Below are 15,300 nucleotides of genomic sequence, written 5' to 3'. Positions count from 1 at the left end.
ACTCCAAAAAACAACCCCACCACCCCCAGCCCGCCGTAGATGTGGGGTGGCTCGGGGTTGGCCCCCCCCCCGGGGGGGGGGGGGGGGCGGGGGGGGGGCGGGGGGGGCCCCCCCCCCCCCACGGCCTGGTCGGGTGTGGTCATGTCTTACTCGCGGTCCTCGGCCGTCTTGCCGCGGCGGCCGAGCATGATGCCGCCGCCGACGAGGACCACCACGACGACCGCGCCGATGACGATCCACAGCACGGTGTTGCCGCTGCCGGAGTCCGCGGCGTTCGTGGTGCCGGCCGGGGTGGCGCCGTAGACACCCCAGTAGCCGGTCTGCTCGAGGATCGCGCCCTTGGGCTGCGGCTGGGTGGTGAAGCCGGAGAACTTGTCGGAGCGGTAGGCCTCGAGGGCGTTCTGGTAGTCGAGCACGATGGTCGGGACCTGGCTGTAGAGCCGGGCCTGGGCCTGCTTGACGTAGCCGGCGCGCTTGGCGTCGTCGGTTTCGGTGAGCTGCTTCTTGTAGAGGTCGTCGTACTGGGCGTCGCAGAAGAACGTGTCGGTGCTGCCGCCCTTGCCGTCCGGGGTGGGGCGCGCGCCGCAAGTGTGCAGCGACAGCGCGTAGTCCGGGTCGGGGTTGGTGCCGTAGCCGCCGATGGCGAGGTCGTACTTGCCTGCCTCGGTGCGGTCGGACAGCTCGTCGTCGGAGACGAGGTCCTGCTTGACGGTGATGCCGATGTCCTTGAGCCAGCCGGTGACGTACTGGGCGACGGCCTGGTCGTAGCTGCGGTTGGCGTGCCCGGTCAGGCGCAGTTCCAGCTTCGCGCCGCCGGGGGCCGTCCGGACGCCGTCGGGGCCCTTGCGGTAGCCGGCCTGCTCGAGGGTGGTGTTGGCGGCGGCGAGGTCGAACTTGATGCGTTCGGCGTCGCTGGGGTCCCAGTGGTAGGCGGCGTAGACGGCGGGCACGACGCCGCCGCCGACCTGGCCGAGGCCCTTGAGGACCTTGTCGACGATGGTCTTGGTGTCCACGGCCTGCGCGATGGCCTTGCGCAGGGTGAGGTCCTTGAGGACCGGGTTGCCGTCCCCGATCGGGTTGCCGGCGTTGTCGGCGACGCCGAAGTTGATCGCCAGCTCGTCGTAGCGGCGGCCGGGGGCGGCGTTGGTGGTGATGCCCTGCCGGCCCCGCAGCGCGTCGAACTGGTTGGGGTTGAGCCGGTTGATGACGTCGACTTCGCCCTGCTTGAGCGCGTTGACCGCGGCTTCGCTGTCCTTGAACTGCAGCAGCTGCAGTTCGTCGACCTTCGGGGCGCCGCGCCAGTAGTCCTTGTTGGCCTTGAACTTGACGTACTCGTTCGGCTTGTACTCGGTGAGCTGGAAGGGCCCGTCGGAGACGCCGGCGACGGCGAGGGTGTCGGTCGAGGCGGCCTTGAGGTCGGTGACCGGCTCCCAGATGTGCTGGGGCACGATCGGCACGTCGAGCAGGTTCATGTTGACCTGCACCGTCTTGGTCTTGATGACCAGGGTGGTGTCGTCGGGCGCGGTGACCGTCTCGAAGTTGGCCACGTAGTTGCCGTTGGCGGTGCGGGCGTTCTCGTCTTTGAGCATGCGGTTGAAGGTGAAGGCCGCGTCCTTGGCGGTCACCGGCTGCCCGTCGCTCCACTTGACGCCGCTGCGGATCTTGAAGGTCCAGGTCAGCTTGTCCGGCGACGGGGTCCACGACTCGGCGAGCGCGGGCGAAGCCTCGGCCTTCGCCGCGTCCGGGACGGTCAGGAACTCGAAGGTGAACCGGCCGATCTGCGTGGACGCCGAGAGCACCGCGGTGAAGGGGTTGAGGTGGTCGATGCCGGTGGTGAGCGCGACCCGCAGCACCTTGCCCTGCTGGGCCTGCGCGGGAGCGGCGAGCGGGATCGCCGCCAGTGTCGCGGCCGCGACGACCGCGCCCACGCGGGCGAACCGCCCGGCTCTGTGTTGGAACTGCACCGAAAACCACCCCATCGTTCGCTGGCGAGCCTCCCCCAAGGACGAGAAGTAACCACATACCGGGACAACCGCGCAATATGTTGCCGCCTCGGCAGGTGCCCGATCGTTATCGACCCGCAAATCGTCACTCTGCGTGATATTCGGCCGAGGGGGCGTTTCGCGTCCGGAGGGCGGGGGCGCTGGCTAGAGTGCCCGGCATGCGCATCCTGGTTTCGGCGGACATGGAGGGCGCCACCGGCGTCACCTGGACCGACGACGTCGTGCCCGGTTCGCCGCAGTGGGACCGCTTCCGGCGGTTGTTCACCGGCGACGTCAACGCGGTGCTGGCCGGGCTGTACGCGGCCGGCGCGAGCGATGTGCTGGTCAACGAAGCCCATTCGTCGCAGCGGAACCTGCTGCTGGAGGACCTCGACCCGCGGGCGCGGATGCTCACCGGGCGGCACAAGCCGCTGTCGATGATGCAGGGCATCGATTCCGGTGTGGACGGTGTGGTGTTCCTCGGCTACCACGCCGGCGCGGGCTTCGACGGGGTGCTCTCCCACACGTACCTGGAGAACCAGATCACCGGGGTGTGGCTGGACGACGTCCCGGCGAGCGAAGGCCGGCTGAACGCGGGCCTGGCCGCGGAGTACGGCGTCCCTGTCCTGCTCGTTTCGGGTGACGACAAAACGTGTGACGACGCCCGTGATTACGCTCCGGAGGCGGAGCTGGTCCAGGTGAAGGAATGCGTCAGCCGGTACGCGGCGATCTGCCTGCCGCCGGCGCGCACGGCGGAGCTGCTGACCGGCGCCGCGGCCGACGCCATGGCCCACGCGGGGCGGGAGGAGCGGCGGGTGGGGCCACACCGGATCGAAGTGGAGTTCGACGCGAGCCACCTGGCGCAGTCGACGGCGGTGATCCCCACGGTGGAGCAGATCGGGACGCGGCGGGTCGGGTTCGATGCGCCGAACATGACCGAGGCGATGAAGGCTTTCAAGGTCGTCACGGCGATCGCGGCGGGGGCGGTGCAGGGCATCTATGGCTGACGTGGCCGACGCTGTCGAGCTGTGCGCGGACCTGATCCGGTTCGACACGACCAACCGCGGCGGCAACGACGCCGAGCCGGAGCGGCCGGCGGCGGAGTACGTGGCCGCGTTCCTGGACGGGCTGGGCATCCCGTCGCGGATCCTCGAGGCCGCCCCGGGCCGGGCCAGTGTGATCGCGCGGGTGCCGGGCACCGATCCGGCGCTGCCCGCGCTGCTGGTGCAGGGGCACCTGGACGTCGTCCCGGCGGACGCGGCGGACTGGTCGGTGCCGCCGTTCGCCGGCGAGGTGCGCGACGGGTACCTGTGGGGCCGCGGCGCGACCGACATGAAGGACTTCGTGGCGATGGTGCTCGCGGCGCTGGCCGGCGGGGCGCGACCGCGGCGTGAGCTGGTGCTGGCGTTCGTCGCCGACGAGGAGGACCGCGGGGACTGGGGCGCGCACTGGCTGGTCGCCGAGCACCCGGAGCTGTTCGAAGGTTGTGCCGCGGCGATCAGCGAGTCGGGCGGCTACACCTACCACGTGCCCGCGGCCGACGGCCGTGACGTGCACCTGTACCCGGTCGGGACGGCCGAGCGCGGGACCGCGCACCTGCGGCTGACCGCGCGGGGCCGCGCCGGGCACGGCTCGCGGCCGAACGACGAGAACGCCGTCACCCGGCTGGTGGGGGCGCTGCACCGGATCGCCGCGCACCGCTGGCCGGTGTCGCTGACCCCGGCGGTACGGGCGTTCCTGGAGCGGACCGCCGAGGCTTTGGGCGTCCCGGTCGATCTGTCCACTTCGGACGGAGTGGACGCCGCGGTGGCCGCGTTGGGTCCGGCGGGTTCGCTGGTGCTGCCGACGATCCGCACCAGCACGACCCCGACGATGCTGGCCGCGGGGTACAAGGTGAACGTGATCCCGTCGACGGCGACCGCGCAGGTCGACGTGCGGGTGCTGCCGGGCACCGAGGAGCCGTTGTTCGCGGCGCTGGACGAACTGCTCGGCGAAGGCGTGACGCGCGAGTTCGTCGCGCACCAGCCGCCGGTGCAGGCACCGGTCGATTCGCCGTGGTTCTCCGCGATGGCTCGTGCTTTGCAGGCGGAGGATCCCGAAGCCGTGGTGGTGCCGTACTGCCTGGGCGGCGGGACGGACGCGAAGGCGTTCAGCCGGCTGGGGATCGACTGCTACGGCTTCGCGCCGTTGTGGTTGCCGAAGGGGTTCCCGTACCGGGCGATGGCGCACGGGGTGGACGAGCGGGTGCCGGTGGAGGGCCTGCGGTTCGGCACCCGCGTCCTGACCCGGTTCCTGGAGAACTGCTAAAGGGCTCGATCGAGCAGAGCCAGCAGGCTGTCCCAGTGGTGCCGCAGGCCGGCGGGGTCGAAGGCGTCGGTGTCGGCCATGGTGAAGCCGTGGACGGTGCCGGGGTAGATCTCGGAGGTGTACTCGAGCCCGGCGGCATCCAGGGTGCGGTTGAGCACGCCGAGCGCCTCGGGTGTCAGGTCGGTTTCGGCGTGGCCGAAGTGGATCCGGGCGGTGAGCCGCTGCAGGCTGCCGGGTCCGGCGGCGCCCACGGGAGCGTGGAATCCGGCGAGGGCGGCCACCCGGCCGGGGTGGGCGGCGGCGGTGTGCGTGGCCAGAAGGCCGCCGATGCAGTAGCCGGTCGTCGCGACCGGGCCGGGGGCGACCTCGGGCCGGGTGGTGAGGAACTCCAGGTAGGCGTCGGCGTCACGCAGGATCCGGTCGGTGGTGTGCGCCTCGATCATCGGCATCAGCCGGGCGAAGATCGCGGGCCGGGCTTCTTCCCCGATGTGCTCGGGAAGTTCGAGCACCGGCGACGGGCCGTGGCGATAGAAGGGGTTGGGGACGAGCACGAAGTACCCGTGGCCGGCCAGTTCCCGGGCCATTTCCCGCAGCACGGGCCGGATGCCGAAGCCGTCCGGGTACATCAGCACCCCGGGGTGGCGGTCGCCGTCGCCGGGGAACGCGGCGACGGCGTCGGCCAGGCCGTCCGCGGTGGGGATCTGCAGTGACTGGGTGGGCATGGCGGCCGAGCCTAGGCCACCGGATCAGGGCACGACGACGAGTTTCCCGGTGGCGCGGTCGTCTTCCATGTACCGGTGGGCGTCGGCGATCTGGTCGAGGGGGAAGACCCGGTCGATGCCCGCGCGGTAGGTGCCGGCTTCGACGTCGGTGACGATCCGCTGGAGCAGGGCGGTGCTGCCTTTGCGGTCGTCGCTGTGGAACGCGGTGAGCCTGGTGCCGGACGGGATCTTCGCGATCGGCTCGAAGTCCGGGACGATCCAGCCGCTGAGCGAACCGGCCACGCACACCGTGCCGCCCCGGCGGACCAGGCGCAGGGAGTCCACCGCGGTCCGGGCGCCGACCAGGTCGAGGACCCAGTCCGGGCCTTCGGGCCAAAGTTCCGGCAGGCCGGCGAGCGGGCCGCCGTCGTCGATGAGCGCGTGGCCGGCAATGAGTGCGGCCGCCTTGTCCGGCCGGCGGGTGGTGGCGGCGACCTCCAGGCCGTGGCCGGCCGCGATCGAGGCAGCGGCCAGCCCGACCGAGGACGTGCCGCCGCGGATCAGCAGCCGGCCGCGGCTGCCCGGGCCGATTCCGAGCGCCTCGAGCGCGCCTTGGGCGGTCAGGTACGTCTCCGGGAGCGCGGCCAGCACGTCCCAGGGCAGGGTGGTGGTGATCGGCATCAGCAGCGGGTTCGGCAGCAGGGCGTATTCGGCGTACCCGCCGTCGAAGGCGCGGCCCATCTCCCCCATCACCGCCGCGACCGTGGTGCCGTCCGGGATGCGCGGGTCGGTCGAGGCGGCGACGGTCCCCACGCACTCGATCCCGAGCACCCGCGGGAAGACCACGTCCGGGGAGTGGCCTTGCCGGGTCCTCAGCTCCGATCGGTTCAGGCCGGTGCCGCGCACCTGCACCAGGCTCCAGCCGTCCCGGACCGCCGGGACCGGCACCTCGTGGATCTCCAGCACGTCGGGGCCACCGGCCCGGACGCACACCGCCGCTCGCATCGTCGTCATGCGTCCCACTGTCACCGCCGCGGGCGTGGCCGGCCACCGGTAGAATGCCAAGTCATGCCCATTGGCCGCCAACCCACGCCGGTTTCCCGGATCTGGCCCTCCGGCGGGGTGCACCTGTGGCCGCCGGGCGGCACCAGCGCGGCGGATGTCCACGAGCGCGGGCACCTCGTCTACGCGGCCCGGGGTGTGCTGTCGGTGCACACCGAGCGGGGCACGTCGATCGTCCCGGCGAACCGGGTGGCCTGGACGCCCGCCGGCTTCACCCACCGGCACCGCGCGCACGGCCACACCGACATGCGGATCGTGTTCCTGCCCGCGGCTCTGGCCCGGCTGGTCCCCGATCGGCCGGCGGTGTTCACCGCTTCGGGTCTGGCCCGCGAGGTGCTGCTGGCCCTCACCGGCCCGCGCGAGTACGACGAGGCCGCGAGTGCCCGCCTGCGCCGGGTCCTGGTCGACGAACTGCGCGAAGCGCCCGAGCAGCCGCTGCACCTGCCCGAGCCGCGCGACGACCGGTTGCGGGCGATCGCGCGAAGGCTGTACGAGGAACCAGGGGACAACACGCCGCTGGCGGAGCTCGGGCAGCGGATCGGCGCCAGCGCGCGCACGCTCAGCCGGTTGTTCCGCGACGAGCTCGGCATGACGTTTTACGAGTGGCGCACCCAGGTGCGCGTCGGCCACGCCCTGATCCTGCTCGCCGACGGCCACGACACCGCCTACACGGCCCGCGCGTGCGGCTGGGCGAATCCGAGCCACTTCATCGCGGCGTTCACGGCCGTCGTGGGGACGACGCCCGGCCGGCACCGGGCTAGCGGGTGAAGGTGGCCCAGTAGCGGGCGCCGTCGCGGATGGTTTCCAGGCTGACCAGCCGGACGCCGTCCTGGGCGACGGATTCGATCTCGGCGCGGCTGAACGGCCACGGCGGGCTCTGCCAGTTCGCCATGTCCATGTTCTCTTCCGCCACCTCGCACACGATCGCCGTGCCGCCCGGGGCGAGGAACGAGGCCAGCGACTTGCACGCCCCTGGACGGAAGTCGCGGGGCATGGCCTGGATGTTCATGACCTCCACGACCAGGTCGAACGCCTGCGTCCACGCCCCCGGCGGGTTCAGCAGGTCCGCCACGACGTAGTCCACTTCGGACTCCGGGAACCGGGCGCGGGCGGCCGCCACCGCGGTCGGGGCGACGTCGAAGCCCGTCACGGCCCAACCGTGGGCCGAGAGCAGTTCCGAGTCGTCACCGAGGGCGCTGCCGACGACCACGGCGCGGCGTCCGGCTCCGGGATGGGCCTCGGCCCAGGCCGCCAGGTCGACGCCCGGTTTGCCGCGGGTCCACGGGACCTCGGCCTCGCCGCGGGCGGCGGCGGTGTAGAGCTGGTCGAACCACCGGGTGGGGCTGCCTTCGGCGAGGGAGGCGCGGGCGAGTACGCGGTCGGCGGGTTCCGGCGTCGTCATGATCGTGACCTTAGCGACGACGCCGGGACCCGGGGACCGAATTACGGCGCGACCGGCCCGGGGAGGCCGTACAGCTGCTCTCCCGCCCAGTGGACGACGTCGCGGACCGGCGAGGACGGCGGTGCGGGGTGGAAGCTGGCGTCGTCGTCGATGCTGCCGGTGCCGTCGTAGACCGTTCGCTGCGGGTAGGCGAACACCGGCCGGGTCCGGGTGACGTTCCCCGCGGCGTCGCGGCCGGTTGCGGTGACCACCGTGGGTCTGGTGCCGCGTTCCACCCAGGCGACCAGCTGCTTCAGCGGGTCGAACTCGGTGAGCGTCGTGCCGCCGCCGCAGTGGTAGAGCGACGGGACCATGAACAGCCGGGCCCAGTCCTGCGGACGGCCGTGGGTGAGCCGCTGGTAGTAGTCGAGCGTGCCGGTCGGCGGGATGGCCTCGTCGGCCCAGCCGTGCCAGAGCAGCAGCTTGCCGCCGCGCCGCTGGAACGCCGACAGGTCGAGGCTCAGCGCGTCGTAGCGGACGCCGACCGGGGTGAGCCGGTCGAATTCGCGCCGGGTGAAGGCGAAGGTGTCGACGGTGGCGGCCGGCGCGCCGATCGGGTAGCCGAGGTAGCGCAGGTAGTTGTCGGCGAGGCTGCGGGCGAAGGCGACACCACCGGTCTCCGGGGTGGCGATGATCCACCCGGCCCAGGACAGCTCCGACCCCGGCTGCTGGCCGCCGGGGTAGAGCAGGGTGCCGGCGGCGTCGGCCGGCGGCGAGTAGAGCTTGCGGGTGACGGTCACCTGGGCCGGGGTGAGGCACGCCGGCGTGTCCGCGCCGCGGCAGGTCAGGGCCGTCGGGTCGAAGTGACAGGCGCGCGGGTCGTCGAGCTGGCCGTCGGCGAGCCCGTCGAGGCGGTCGCACGCGGCCAGGACGGCGTTGTGCAGGGCGGGCAGCTTGGCGGCGGTGAGGATCGGGCTGCCGTCGGCGGCGCTGTTGGTCCGGGCGAGCCAGGTCTGGTACTCCCCGAGCAGCGGGCCCCAGTAGTTCGCGGGTGCGCCGGCGTCGATGCCGTCGAAGTCCGCCGGGTACCGCTGGGCGAGCAGGAGGCCTTCGCGGCCGCCGTCGGAGCAGCCGGTGAAGTAGGACTTGCGTGGCGGGGCGCCGTAGAAGGCCTGGATGATCGCCTTCGAGGCGCGGGAGACGACGTGGGGCGCGCGGAACTCCAGGTCGTTGCGGGCGGCCTGGTCGTGCGCGCCCCAGCTGCCGTCGTCGACGACGGCGGGGGTCTTGCCGACGTGCCCGTCGTCGGTGGCGGCGACCGCGACGTCGCCACCGTGGGGCAAGCCGCAGTCGGCGAAGGCGGGCGGGTTGACCAGGCCGCAGAAGCCGCCGCAGCCGTACTGCAGGTAGCGCCCGGCGTAGGTCTTGGTGGGCAGGCGCAGTTCGAACCGGACGGCGGGTTCGACGTAGCCGGCCACGCCGCAGTATTCGGGGTCGGTGGCGGTGGCCGCGACGACGGCCGCCGCGGTGACGTGGGTGGGCGCGCCCGGGAGGGCGAATCCGCGGACCAGGTCGGCGCAGGCGGTCACCGGCCGGACGGTCGAGCCGGTCGCCGCGGTGGCGGCGGCCGGGGTGAACGTGGTGGTGGCGAGCGTGAGTGCGGCGACGGCGGCGAAGATCTTGACTGGTCTCATCGGTCTCCCGCTTTCCGCGTTGTCTGATTTTGGCCAGGTTTGCCAGGCGGTCTTGACATCGATGTCACCCGCGCGTTTCCCTTCGTTGGCGCCGCCGGTCCCCGCCTGCGCGGCGCTGCTGAAATCCGCCCTCCGAGCTTGGAGCAACGATGCCCCGAAGCGCCAGACCGCCGGTCGTTTTCCTGGTGACCGCCGCCGTGGTCGCCGCCGGCCTGGTCGCCCTCCCCGCGGCCTCGTCCGCCGCCGAAGACGTCCTGCCGGCCGACTTTTCGTCCTCCTTCGAGCCCGGTGACGTCCAGCCGACGTGGACCGACACGGTCGACACCGACGCGACGGGCAAGCCGCGCGCCTACGGCGTCAACGGCGCGAACGGCACCGCCATCCCCGGTGACATCCGCGGCAAGGTCACCGAGACCAGCGCCAGCAGCGAGAACACCGGCGGTGGCGAGGTGGTGGCGAACCTCGTCGACGGCACCCCCGACACCAAGTGGCTGTCCTGGGACCCGACGGCGTGGGCGCAGGTGAACCTGTCCGAGGCCACCTCGATCACGCACTACGCGATCTCCTCGGCCAACGACTTCGACGAGCGCGACCCCAAGGACTGGACGCTGCAGGGCTCGAACGACGCGAGCACCTGGACCGACCTGGACAAGCAGACCGACCAGGCGTTCACCGCGCGGTTCCAGCAGAAGGACTACAAGCTGGCCGCCCCGAGCGCGGCGTACAAGTACTACCGGCTCGACGTCACCCGCAACAACGGCGGCCCGATCCTGCAGCTGTCCGAGCTGCTGCTGGCCAACGACGACCCGGCCCCGCCGCCGCTGCCGAACATGCGCAGCTTCACCGACTCCGGCCCGACCAGCGGCTACACGAACAAGAACCGTGTCGGCTTCACCGGCATGAAGGCGTTCCGCTACTCGGGCAGCCAGACCGCCACCGGGCACGGCTGGTCGTACAACAAGATCTTCGACGTCGACATCCCGGTCGTCCCCTCGACCGAGCTGTCCTACAAGGTGCAGCCGCAGTTCATCACCGGCGACCTGAAGTACCCGAGCACCAACGTCGCGATCGACCTGGCCTTCACCGACGGCACCTACCTGCGCAACCTCGGCGCCACCGACCAGTACGGCTTCCCGCTGACCCCGGAGGGCCAGGGCGCGTCGAAGGTGCTCTACGCCAACCAGTGGAACCTGGTGCGTTCGGCGATCGGGCAGGTCGCCAAGGGCAAGACCATCGACCGGATCCTGGTCGGCTACGACAACCCGAACGGCCCAGGCACGCTGCAGGGCTGGCTCGACGATGTCAAGGTGTCGGCGACCCCGACGCCGCCGGCGAGCCTCCGTCCGAGTGACAACGTGGTCACCACGCGGGGCACGATGGCCAACAGCACGTTCTCCCGGGGCAACAACTTCCCGGCGACGGCGGTGCCGCACGGGTTCAACTTCTGGACGCCGGTCACCGACGCCGGGTCGACCAGCTGGCTCTACAACTACAGCACCCAGAACAACGCGCAGAACCTCCCCGCATTGCAGGCGTTCAGCGTCAGCCACGAGCCCAGCCCGTGGATGGGTGACCGGCAGGCGTTCCAGGTGATGCCGTCCGCGGCCGCCGGGGTCCCCGACGCCAACCGCGACGCGCGGGCCTTGCCGTTCAAGCACACCGACGAGGTCGCGCGGGCGCACTACTACGGCGTGCAGTTCCAGAACGGGATCAAGACCGAGATCGCCCCGGCCGACCACGCGGCGATGATGAAGTTCACCTTCCCGGGCGCGGACTCGAGCCTGATCTTCGACAGCGTCAACAACTCCGCCGGGCTCACGCTCGACAACGCCACCGGCACGCTGTCGGGCTACACCGACACCGGCGTGTACGCCGGGGCGGGCCGGATGTTCGTCTACGCGACCTTCGACAAGCCGGTCACCGCGGGCGGCAAGCTCACCGGGCAGGGCCGCGACAACGTCACCGGCTACCTGCGGTTCGACGCCGGCGCCGGCAAGACGGTGAACATGCGGATCGCGACGTCGCTGATCAGCGTCGAGCAGGCGAAGCAGAACCTCGCGCAGGAGATCGCCCCGGCCGCCACGTTCGACTCGGTGCGCGACGCCGCGCAGAAGGCGTGGGACGACCAGCTGAAGGTGATCGAGGTCGAGGGCGCGTCGAAGGACCAGCTCACGACGCTCTACTCGAACCTTTACCGGCTGTTCCTGTACCCGAACTCCCAGTTCGAGAACACCGGAACGGCGCAGAAGCCGGCGTACAAGTACGCCAGCCCGGTGTCGCCGAAGACCGGCGCGGACACCGCGACCCAGACCGGGTCGAAGGTCGTCGACGGGCAGATGTACGTCAACAACGGCTTCTGGGACACCTACCGCACGACGTGGCCGGCGTACTCGCTGCTCACACCGGACATGGCCGGGAAGATGGTCGACGGGTTCGTGCAGCAGTACCGCGACGGCGGCTGGATCGCGCGCTGGTCCTCCCCCGGGTACGCGGATCTGATGACCGGCACGAGCTCGGACGTCGCGTTCGCCGACGCCTACCTCAAGGGCGTGAAGAACTTCGACGTGAAGTCGGCCTACGACGCGGCGGTCAAGAACGCCACGGTGACGCCGCCGAACTCGGCGGTCGGCCGCAAGGGCCTGGACCAGGGCATCTTCCTCGGCTACACGCCCAACACCGCCAGCGAGGGCTTCTCGTGGGCGATCGAGGGGTACGTCAACGACTTCGGCATCGCGAACCTGTCGAAGAAGCTGGCCGAGGAAGCGGCGCCGAACGACCCGCGGAAGGCGGAGTACCAGGAGAACTACGAGTACTTCACCAGCCGCGCCCAGCAGTACGTGAACCTGTTCGACCCGAGTGTCGGGTTCTTCCAGGGCAAGGACGCGAACGGGAAGTTCACCAAGACCAAGGACCAGTACGACCCGCGTTCGTGGGGCGGGGACTACACCGAGACCGACGGCTGGGGCATGGCATTCACCGTGCCGCAGGACGGTCAGGGCCTGGCGAACCTCTACGGCGGCAAGGCCGGGCTGGCGACCAAGCTGGACCAGTTCTTCGCCGACCAGGAGACCGCCAACTTCCCCGGTTCCTACGGGGGCGTGATCCACGAGATGCGGGAGGCGCGGGACGTGCGGATGGGCCAGTACGGCCACTCCAACCAGCCGGCGCACCACCTGCTCTACATGTACGACTACGCGGGTCAGCCGGCAAAGACGCAGGCGAAGGTCCGTGAGGCGCTGTCGCGGCTCTACAACGGCGCCGAGATCGGGCAGGGCTACGCGGGCGACGAGGACAACGGCGAGATGTCCGCCTGGTACATCTTCAGCGCGCTGGGCTTCTACCCGCTGCAGATGGGCAGCCCGAACTACGCGATCGGCTCGCCGCTGTTCAAGAAGGCCACCATCCACCTGGCCGGCGGTAAGAACCTGGTGATCAACGCGCCGAAGAACAGCGCGAAGAACGTCTACGTCCAAGGCGTGAAGGTCAACGGCAAGGCATACTCCGCCACGTCGCTGCCGCAGGACCTGATCGCCCGCGGCGGGGTCATCGACTTCGACATGGGCCCGAACCCCTCGAACTGGGGCACCGGCCCGAACGACGCGCCGAAGTCGATCACCACGGGTGACGCGGTCCCGACGCCGCTGCACGACGAGACCGGCGCGGGCAAGGGCACGCTGTCCACTTCGGACGGCTCCGACGCCGGCGCGCTGATCGACAACACCTCCCGCACCCAGGCCGCCGTCACCGGCGCCCTGCAGTACCAGCTCGGCTCGACCGACGAGGCCGTCACGCACTACACGCTGACGTCCCAGACCGGCGCGGGCGACCCGAAGAGCTGGGTGCTGAAGGGCTCCTACGACGGCAAGACGTGGGCGGTGGCCGACCGGCAGGAAAACCAGACGTTCGCCTGGCGGCAGCAGACCCGCGCGTTCAAGGTGGCCGACCCGGCGCACTACGCCTACTACCGGCTCGAGGTCACCGCGACCAGCACCGGCGCCCCGGCGCAGCTGGCCGAGTTCGAGCTGCTGGGCAAGCCGGACGCGGCGTGCACGAAAACGATCACGGGTGCGTCCAACGGCCCGCTGTCGATCACTTCGGGCACGGTCTGCCTGCAGGACGCGACGGTGTCCGGCCCGGTCACCGTGGGCCCCGGCGCCTCGCTGGTGGTCCGCGGCGGGTCGGTCAAGGGCCCGCTGGCGGCCACGGGCGCGGCCGAGGTGGTGCTCAACCGCACGAAGGTGGGCGGCCCGGTGGCGATCACCGGCGCGACGGGGACGGTCTCGATCGAGCTGACCGAGATCGGCGGCCCGGTCGCGTTGACGGGCAACCACGGGCCGGTGCTGACCTCCAGCACGGTCGGCGGCCCGCTGGCGTGCGCGGTGAACAACCCGGCGCCGACCGACCACGACCTGCCGAACACGGTTCGCGGCCCGGTCGCCGGGCAGTGCACGAAGATGTAGGTCCGCGGTAGTGCGGTGAAGGCCATCCCGGGTGATCGGGGTGGCCTTCACCGCTTTTGAGGGGCCGCGGCGGCGGGCCTCGGAGGCGTGCTCAGGGCGGCCGGCCCGGCGAGGGCGGCGGCCGCAGTGTTTCAGCACGCTGCGCCGTTCGGTGGCGGTTACGGTGGGCGCATGTCCGACGCCGTGTTCTTCTCGTCCTTCGAATCCGGTGACCCGCAGCCCGCGGACCCCGGCCTGCGCGTCGGCGACGGCCCGGACCGCTCCCCCACGGCCAAGACCGGGGTGGGCTTCACCGGCGTGCGTGCCCTGCGCTACACCGCCCGGCCCCGCGCCGTCCTGTTCGAACTCGACGTGCCCGTCACCGGGCGCACCGAGCTGTCCTATGTGGTCTTCCCGGTCGCCGACGGCGAGATCCCCGCCTACCACGCCACCCGGGTCAGCCTCGACGTCGAGTTCGCCGACGGCACCTCCGCCGGGTTCGAGCCGGTGGACGACAAGACGCTGTGGGTGGACCAGTGGAACCTCGTCCGCCGCCCGCTGGGGGCCTTCGCCGGGCGCCGGATCAGCCGGCTCGTGCTGCGCACCGACGCCCCCGGAGAGATCACCGGCTGGCTCGACGACGTCCGCGTCGCCGAACGCCCCGAGCCGCCGCGCGACGCGATCGACTGCGTCCGCACCACCCGTGGCACGCACTCCAGCAGCGAGTTCTCCCGAGGGAACAACTTCCCGGCCACGGCCGTGCCGCACGGGTTCAACTTCTGGACCCCGGTCACCGACGCCGGCGTGACCAATTGGCTCTACTCCTACCACCGCCACAACGACGCCCAGAACCGGCCCGCGCTGCAGGCGTTCGCGCTGTCCCACCAGCCGAGCCCGTGGATGGGCGACCGGCACACCTTCCACGTCATGCCCGGCACCGGCCCGGTCGAGCGCGACCGCCGCAAACGCGCCCTGGCCTTCGCCCACGAAGACGAGACCGGCTCACCGCACCACTACGGCGTCCGCTTCGCCAACGGGATGACCGCCGACCTCGCGCCCACCTCGCACGCGGCGATCATGCGGTTCACCTTCCCGGACAAGCACGGCTGGCTGCTGTTCGACAACGTCCGCAACCGCGGCCGGCTGCGCCTGAACCCCGACACCGGCGTGGTCACCGGGTACACCGGAGTCCGCAGCCGCCTGTCGGCCGGGGTGCGCCGGATGTTCGTCTACGCCGTGACCGACGCCCCGGCCACCCGCGGCGCCAAGGTCCGCTTCCCGCCGTGGCGGCGGGTCTCGGGCTACTTCGAGTTCGACGGTCCCGACGTCACGCTGCGGATCGCGACGTCGCTGATCAGCCTCGCCCAGGCCAAGCGCAACCTGGAGCTGGAGATCCCGGCCGGGACGACGTTCGAGCAGGTCAAAGCCCAGGCCCGGCGGTTGTGGCAGGAGGAGCTCGGCCGCGTCGAGGTCGAAGGCGCCACCGAGGACCAGCGGACCACGCTGTACTCGAACCTCTACCGGCTGTTCCTGTACCCGAACGTGGCGCACGAGAACACGCCCGACGGGATCCGGCACGCCAGCCCGGTCGTGGGGGGGGGGGGGGGGGGGGGGGGGGGGGGGGGGGGGGCGCGGGGGGGGCGGGGGCCCGCGGGGCCCGCGGGCCCCCCCCCACCCCCGGCCGTGCTGGGACTGGTGCTCGCCGCGCTCCTGGCGGCCGGCCTGCGCGGCGCG

The 15,300-nt window shown here is 71.6% G+C and carries 10 protein-coding genes; 5 read left to right on the top strand and 5 right to left on the bottom strand.

The window, feature by feature from the left end; all coding sequences use genetic code 11:
- Nucleotides 1–146: 146 nt before the first annotated feature.
- Nucleotides 147–1,979 carry an ABC transporter substrate-binding protein gene (locus ISP_RS24295; RefSeq protein ID WP_013226492.1) on the bottom strand — a complete coding sequence of 611 codons (1,833 nt, stop codon included), beginning with the start codon at nt 1,977–1,979 and terminating at the stop codon, nt 147–149.
- Nucleotides 1,980–2,161: 182 nt separating this feature from the next.
- Between ISP_RS24295 and ISP_RS24290 the strand changes: the two genes are divergently transcribed.
- Complete coding sequence (locus ISP_RS24290) at nt 2,162–2,989, top strand: M55 family metallopeptidase (protein WP_034285030.1); 828 nt, start codon at nt 2,162–2,164, stop codon at nt 2,987–2,989.
- Complete coding sequence (locus ISP_RS24285; protein ID WP_013226490.1) at nt 2,982–4,289, top strand: M20/M25/M40 family metallo-hydrolase; 1,308 nt, start codon at nt 2,982–2,984, stop codon at nt 4,287–4,289. The genes ISP_RS24290 and ISP_RS24285 overlap by 8 nt, the downstream gene beginning before the upstream one ends.
- On the opposite strand, the gene ISP_RS24280 is transcribed toward ISP_RS24285, so the two are convergent.
- Nucleotides 4,286–5,011 (bottom strand): dienelactone hydrolase family protein, encoded by a 726-nt coding sequence (locus tag ISP_RS24280; protein ID WP_013226489.1) that lies wholly within the window; start codon nt 5,009–5,011, stop codon nt 4,286–4,288. The genes ISP_RS24285 and ISP_RS24280 overlap by 4 nt on opposite strands.
- Nucleotides 5,012–5,035: 24 nt before the next feature.
- Entirely contained in the window at nt 5,036–6,004 is a 969-nt protein-coding gene (locus ISP_RS24275; protein WP_013226488.1) for a zinc-binding dehydrogenase, read from the bottom strand.
- Nucleotides 6,005–6,058: 54 nt separating this feature from the next.
- Between ISP_RS24275 and ISP_RS24270 the strand changes: the two genes are divergently transcribed.
- Nucleotides 6,059–6,820, top strand: a complete 762-nt coding sequence (locus tag ISP_RS24270; RefSeq protein WP_176742087.1) for a helix-turn-helix domain-containing protein — start codon at nt 6,059–6,061, stop codon at nt 6,818–6,820.
- On the opposite strand, the gene ISP_RS24265 is transcribed toward ISP_RS24270, so the two are convergent.
- Together ISP_RS24265 and ISP_RS24260 are read right to left on the bottom strand one after the other, a co-directional pair.
- The gene (locus tag ISP_RS24265) at nt 6,810–7,454 is read right to left on the bottom strand and encodes a class I SAM-dependent methyltransferase (protein WP_013226486.1); all 645 of its coding nucleotides are present in this window, start codon (nt 7,452–7,454) and stop codon (nt 6,810–6,812) included. The genes ISP_RS24270 and ISP_RS24265 overlap by 11 nt on opposite strands.
- 41 nt (nt 7,455–7,495) lie before the next feature.
- Nucleotides 7,496–9,127, bottom strand: a complete 1,632-nt coding sequence (locus ISP_RS24260) for a tannase/feruloyl esterase family alpha/beta hydrolase (RefSeq protein WP_013226485.1) — start codon at nt 9,125–9,127, stop codon at nt 7,496–7,498.
- A 149-nt stretch (nt 9,128–9,276) separates the two neighbouring features.
- Between ISP_RS24260 and ISP_RS24255 the strand changes: the two genes are divergently transcribed.
- A complete protein-coding gene (locus ISP_RS24255) occupies nt 9,277–13,587 on the top strand; it encodes a GH92 family glycosyl hydrolase (protein WP_013226484.1) in 4,311 nt (1,436 codons plus the stop codon).
- 171 nt (nt 13,588–13,758) lie between these two features.
- The coding region (locus ISP_RS24250) for a glycoside hydrolase domain-containing protein (RefSeq protein ID WP_265049856.1) at nt 13,759–15,300 on the top strand (1,542 nt) is incomplete at its 3' end.

It is taken from the genome of Amycolatopsis mediterranei, from assembly GCF_026017845.1.
GTDB classification, from domain to species: domain Bacteria; phylum Actinomycetota; class Actinomycetes; order Mycobacteriales; family Pseudonocardiaceae; genus Amycolatopsis; species Amycolatopsis mediterranei.
The sequence above is the reverse complement of the archived record's forward strand: the minus strand, read 5'-3'. Positions and strand labels throughout refer to the sequence as shown.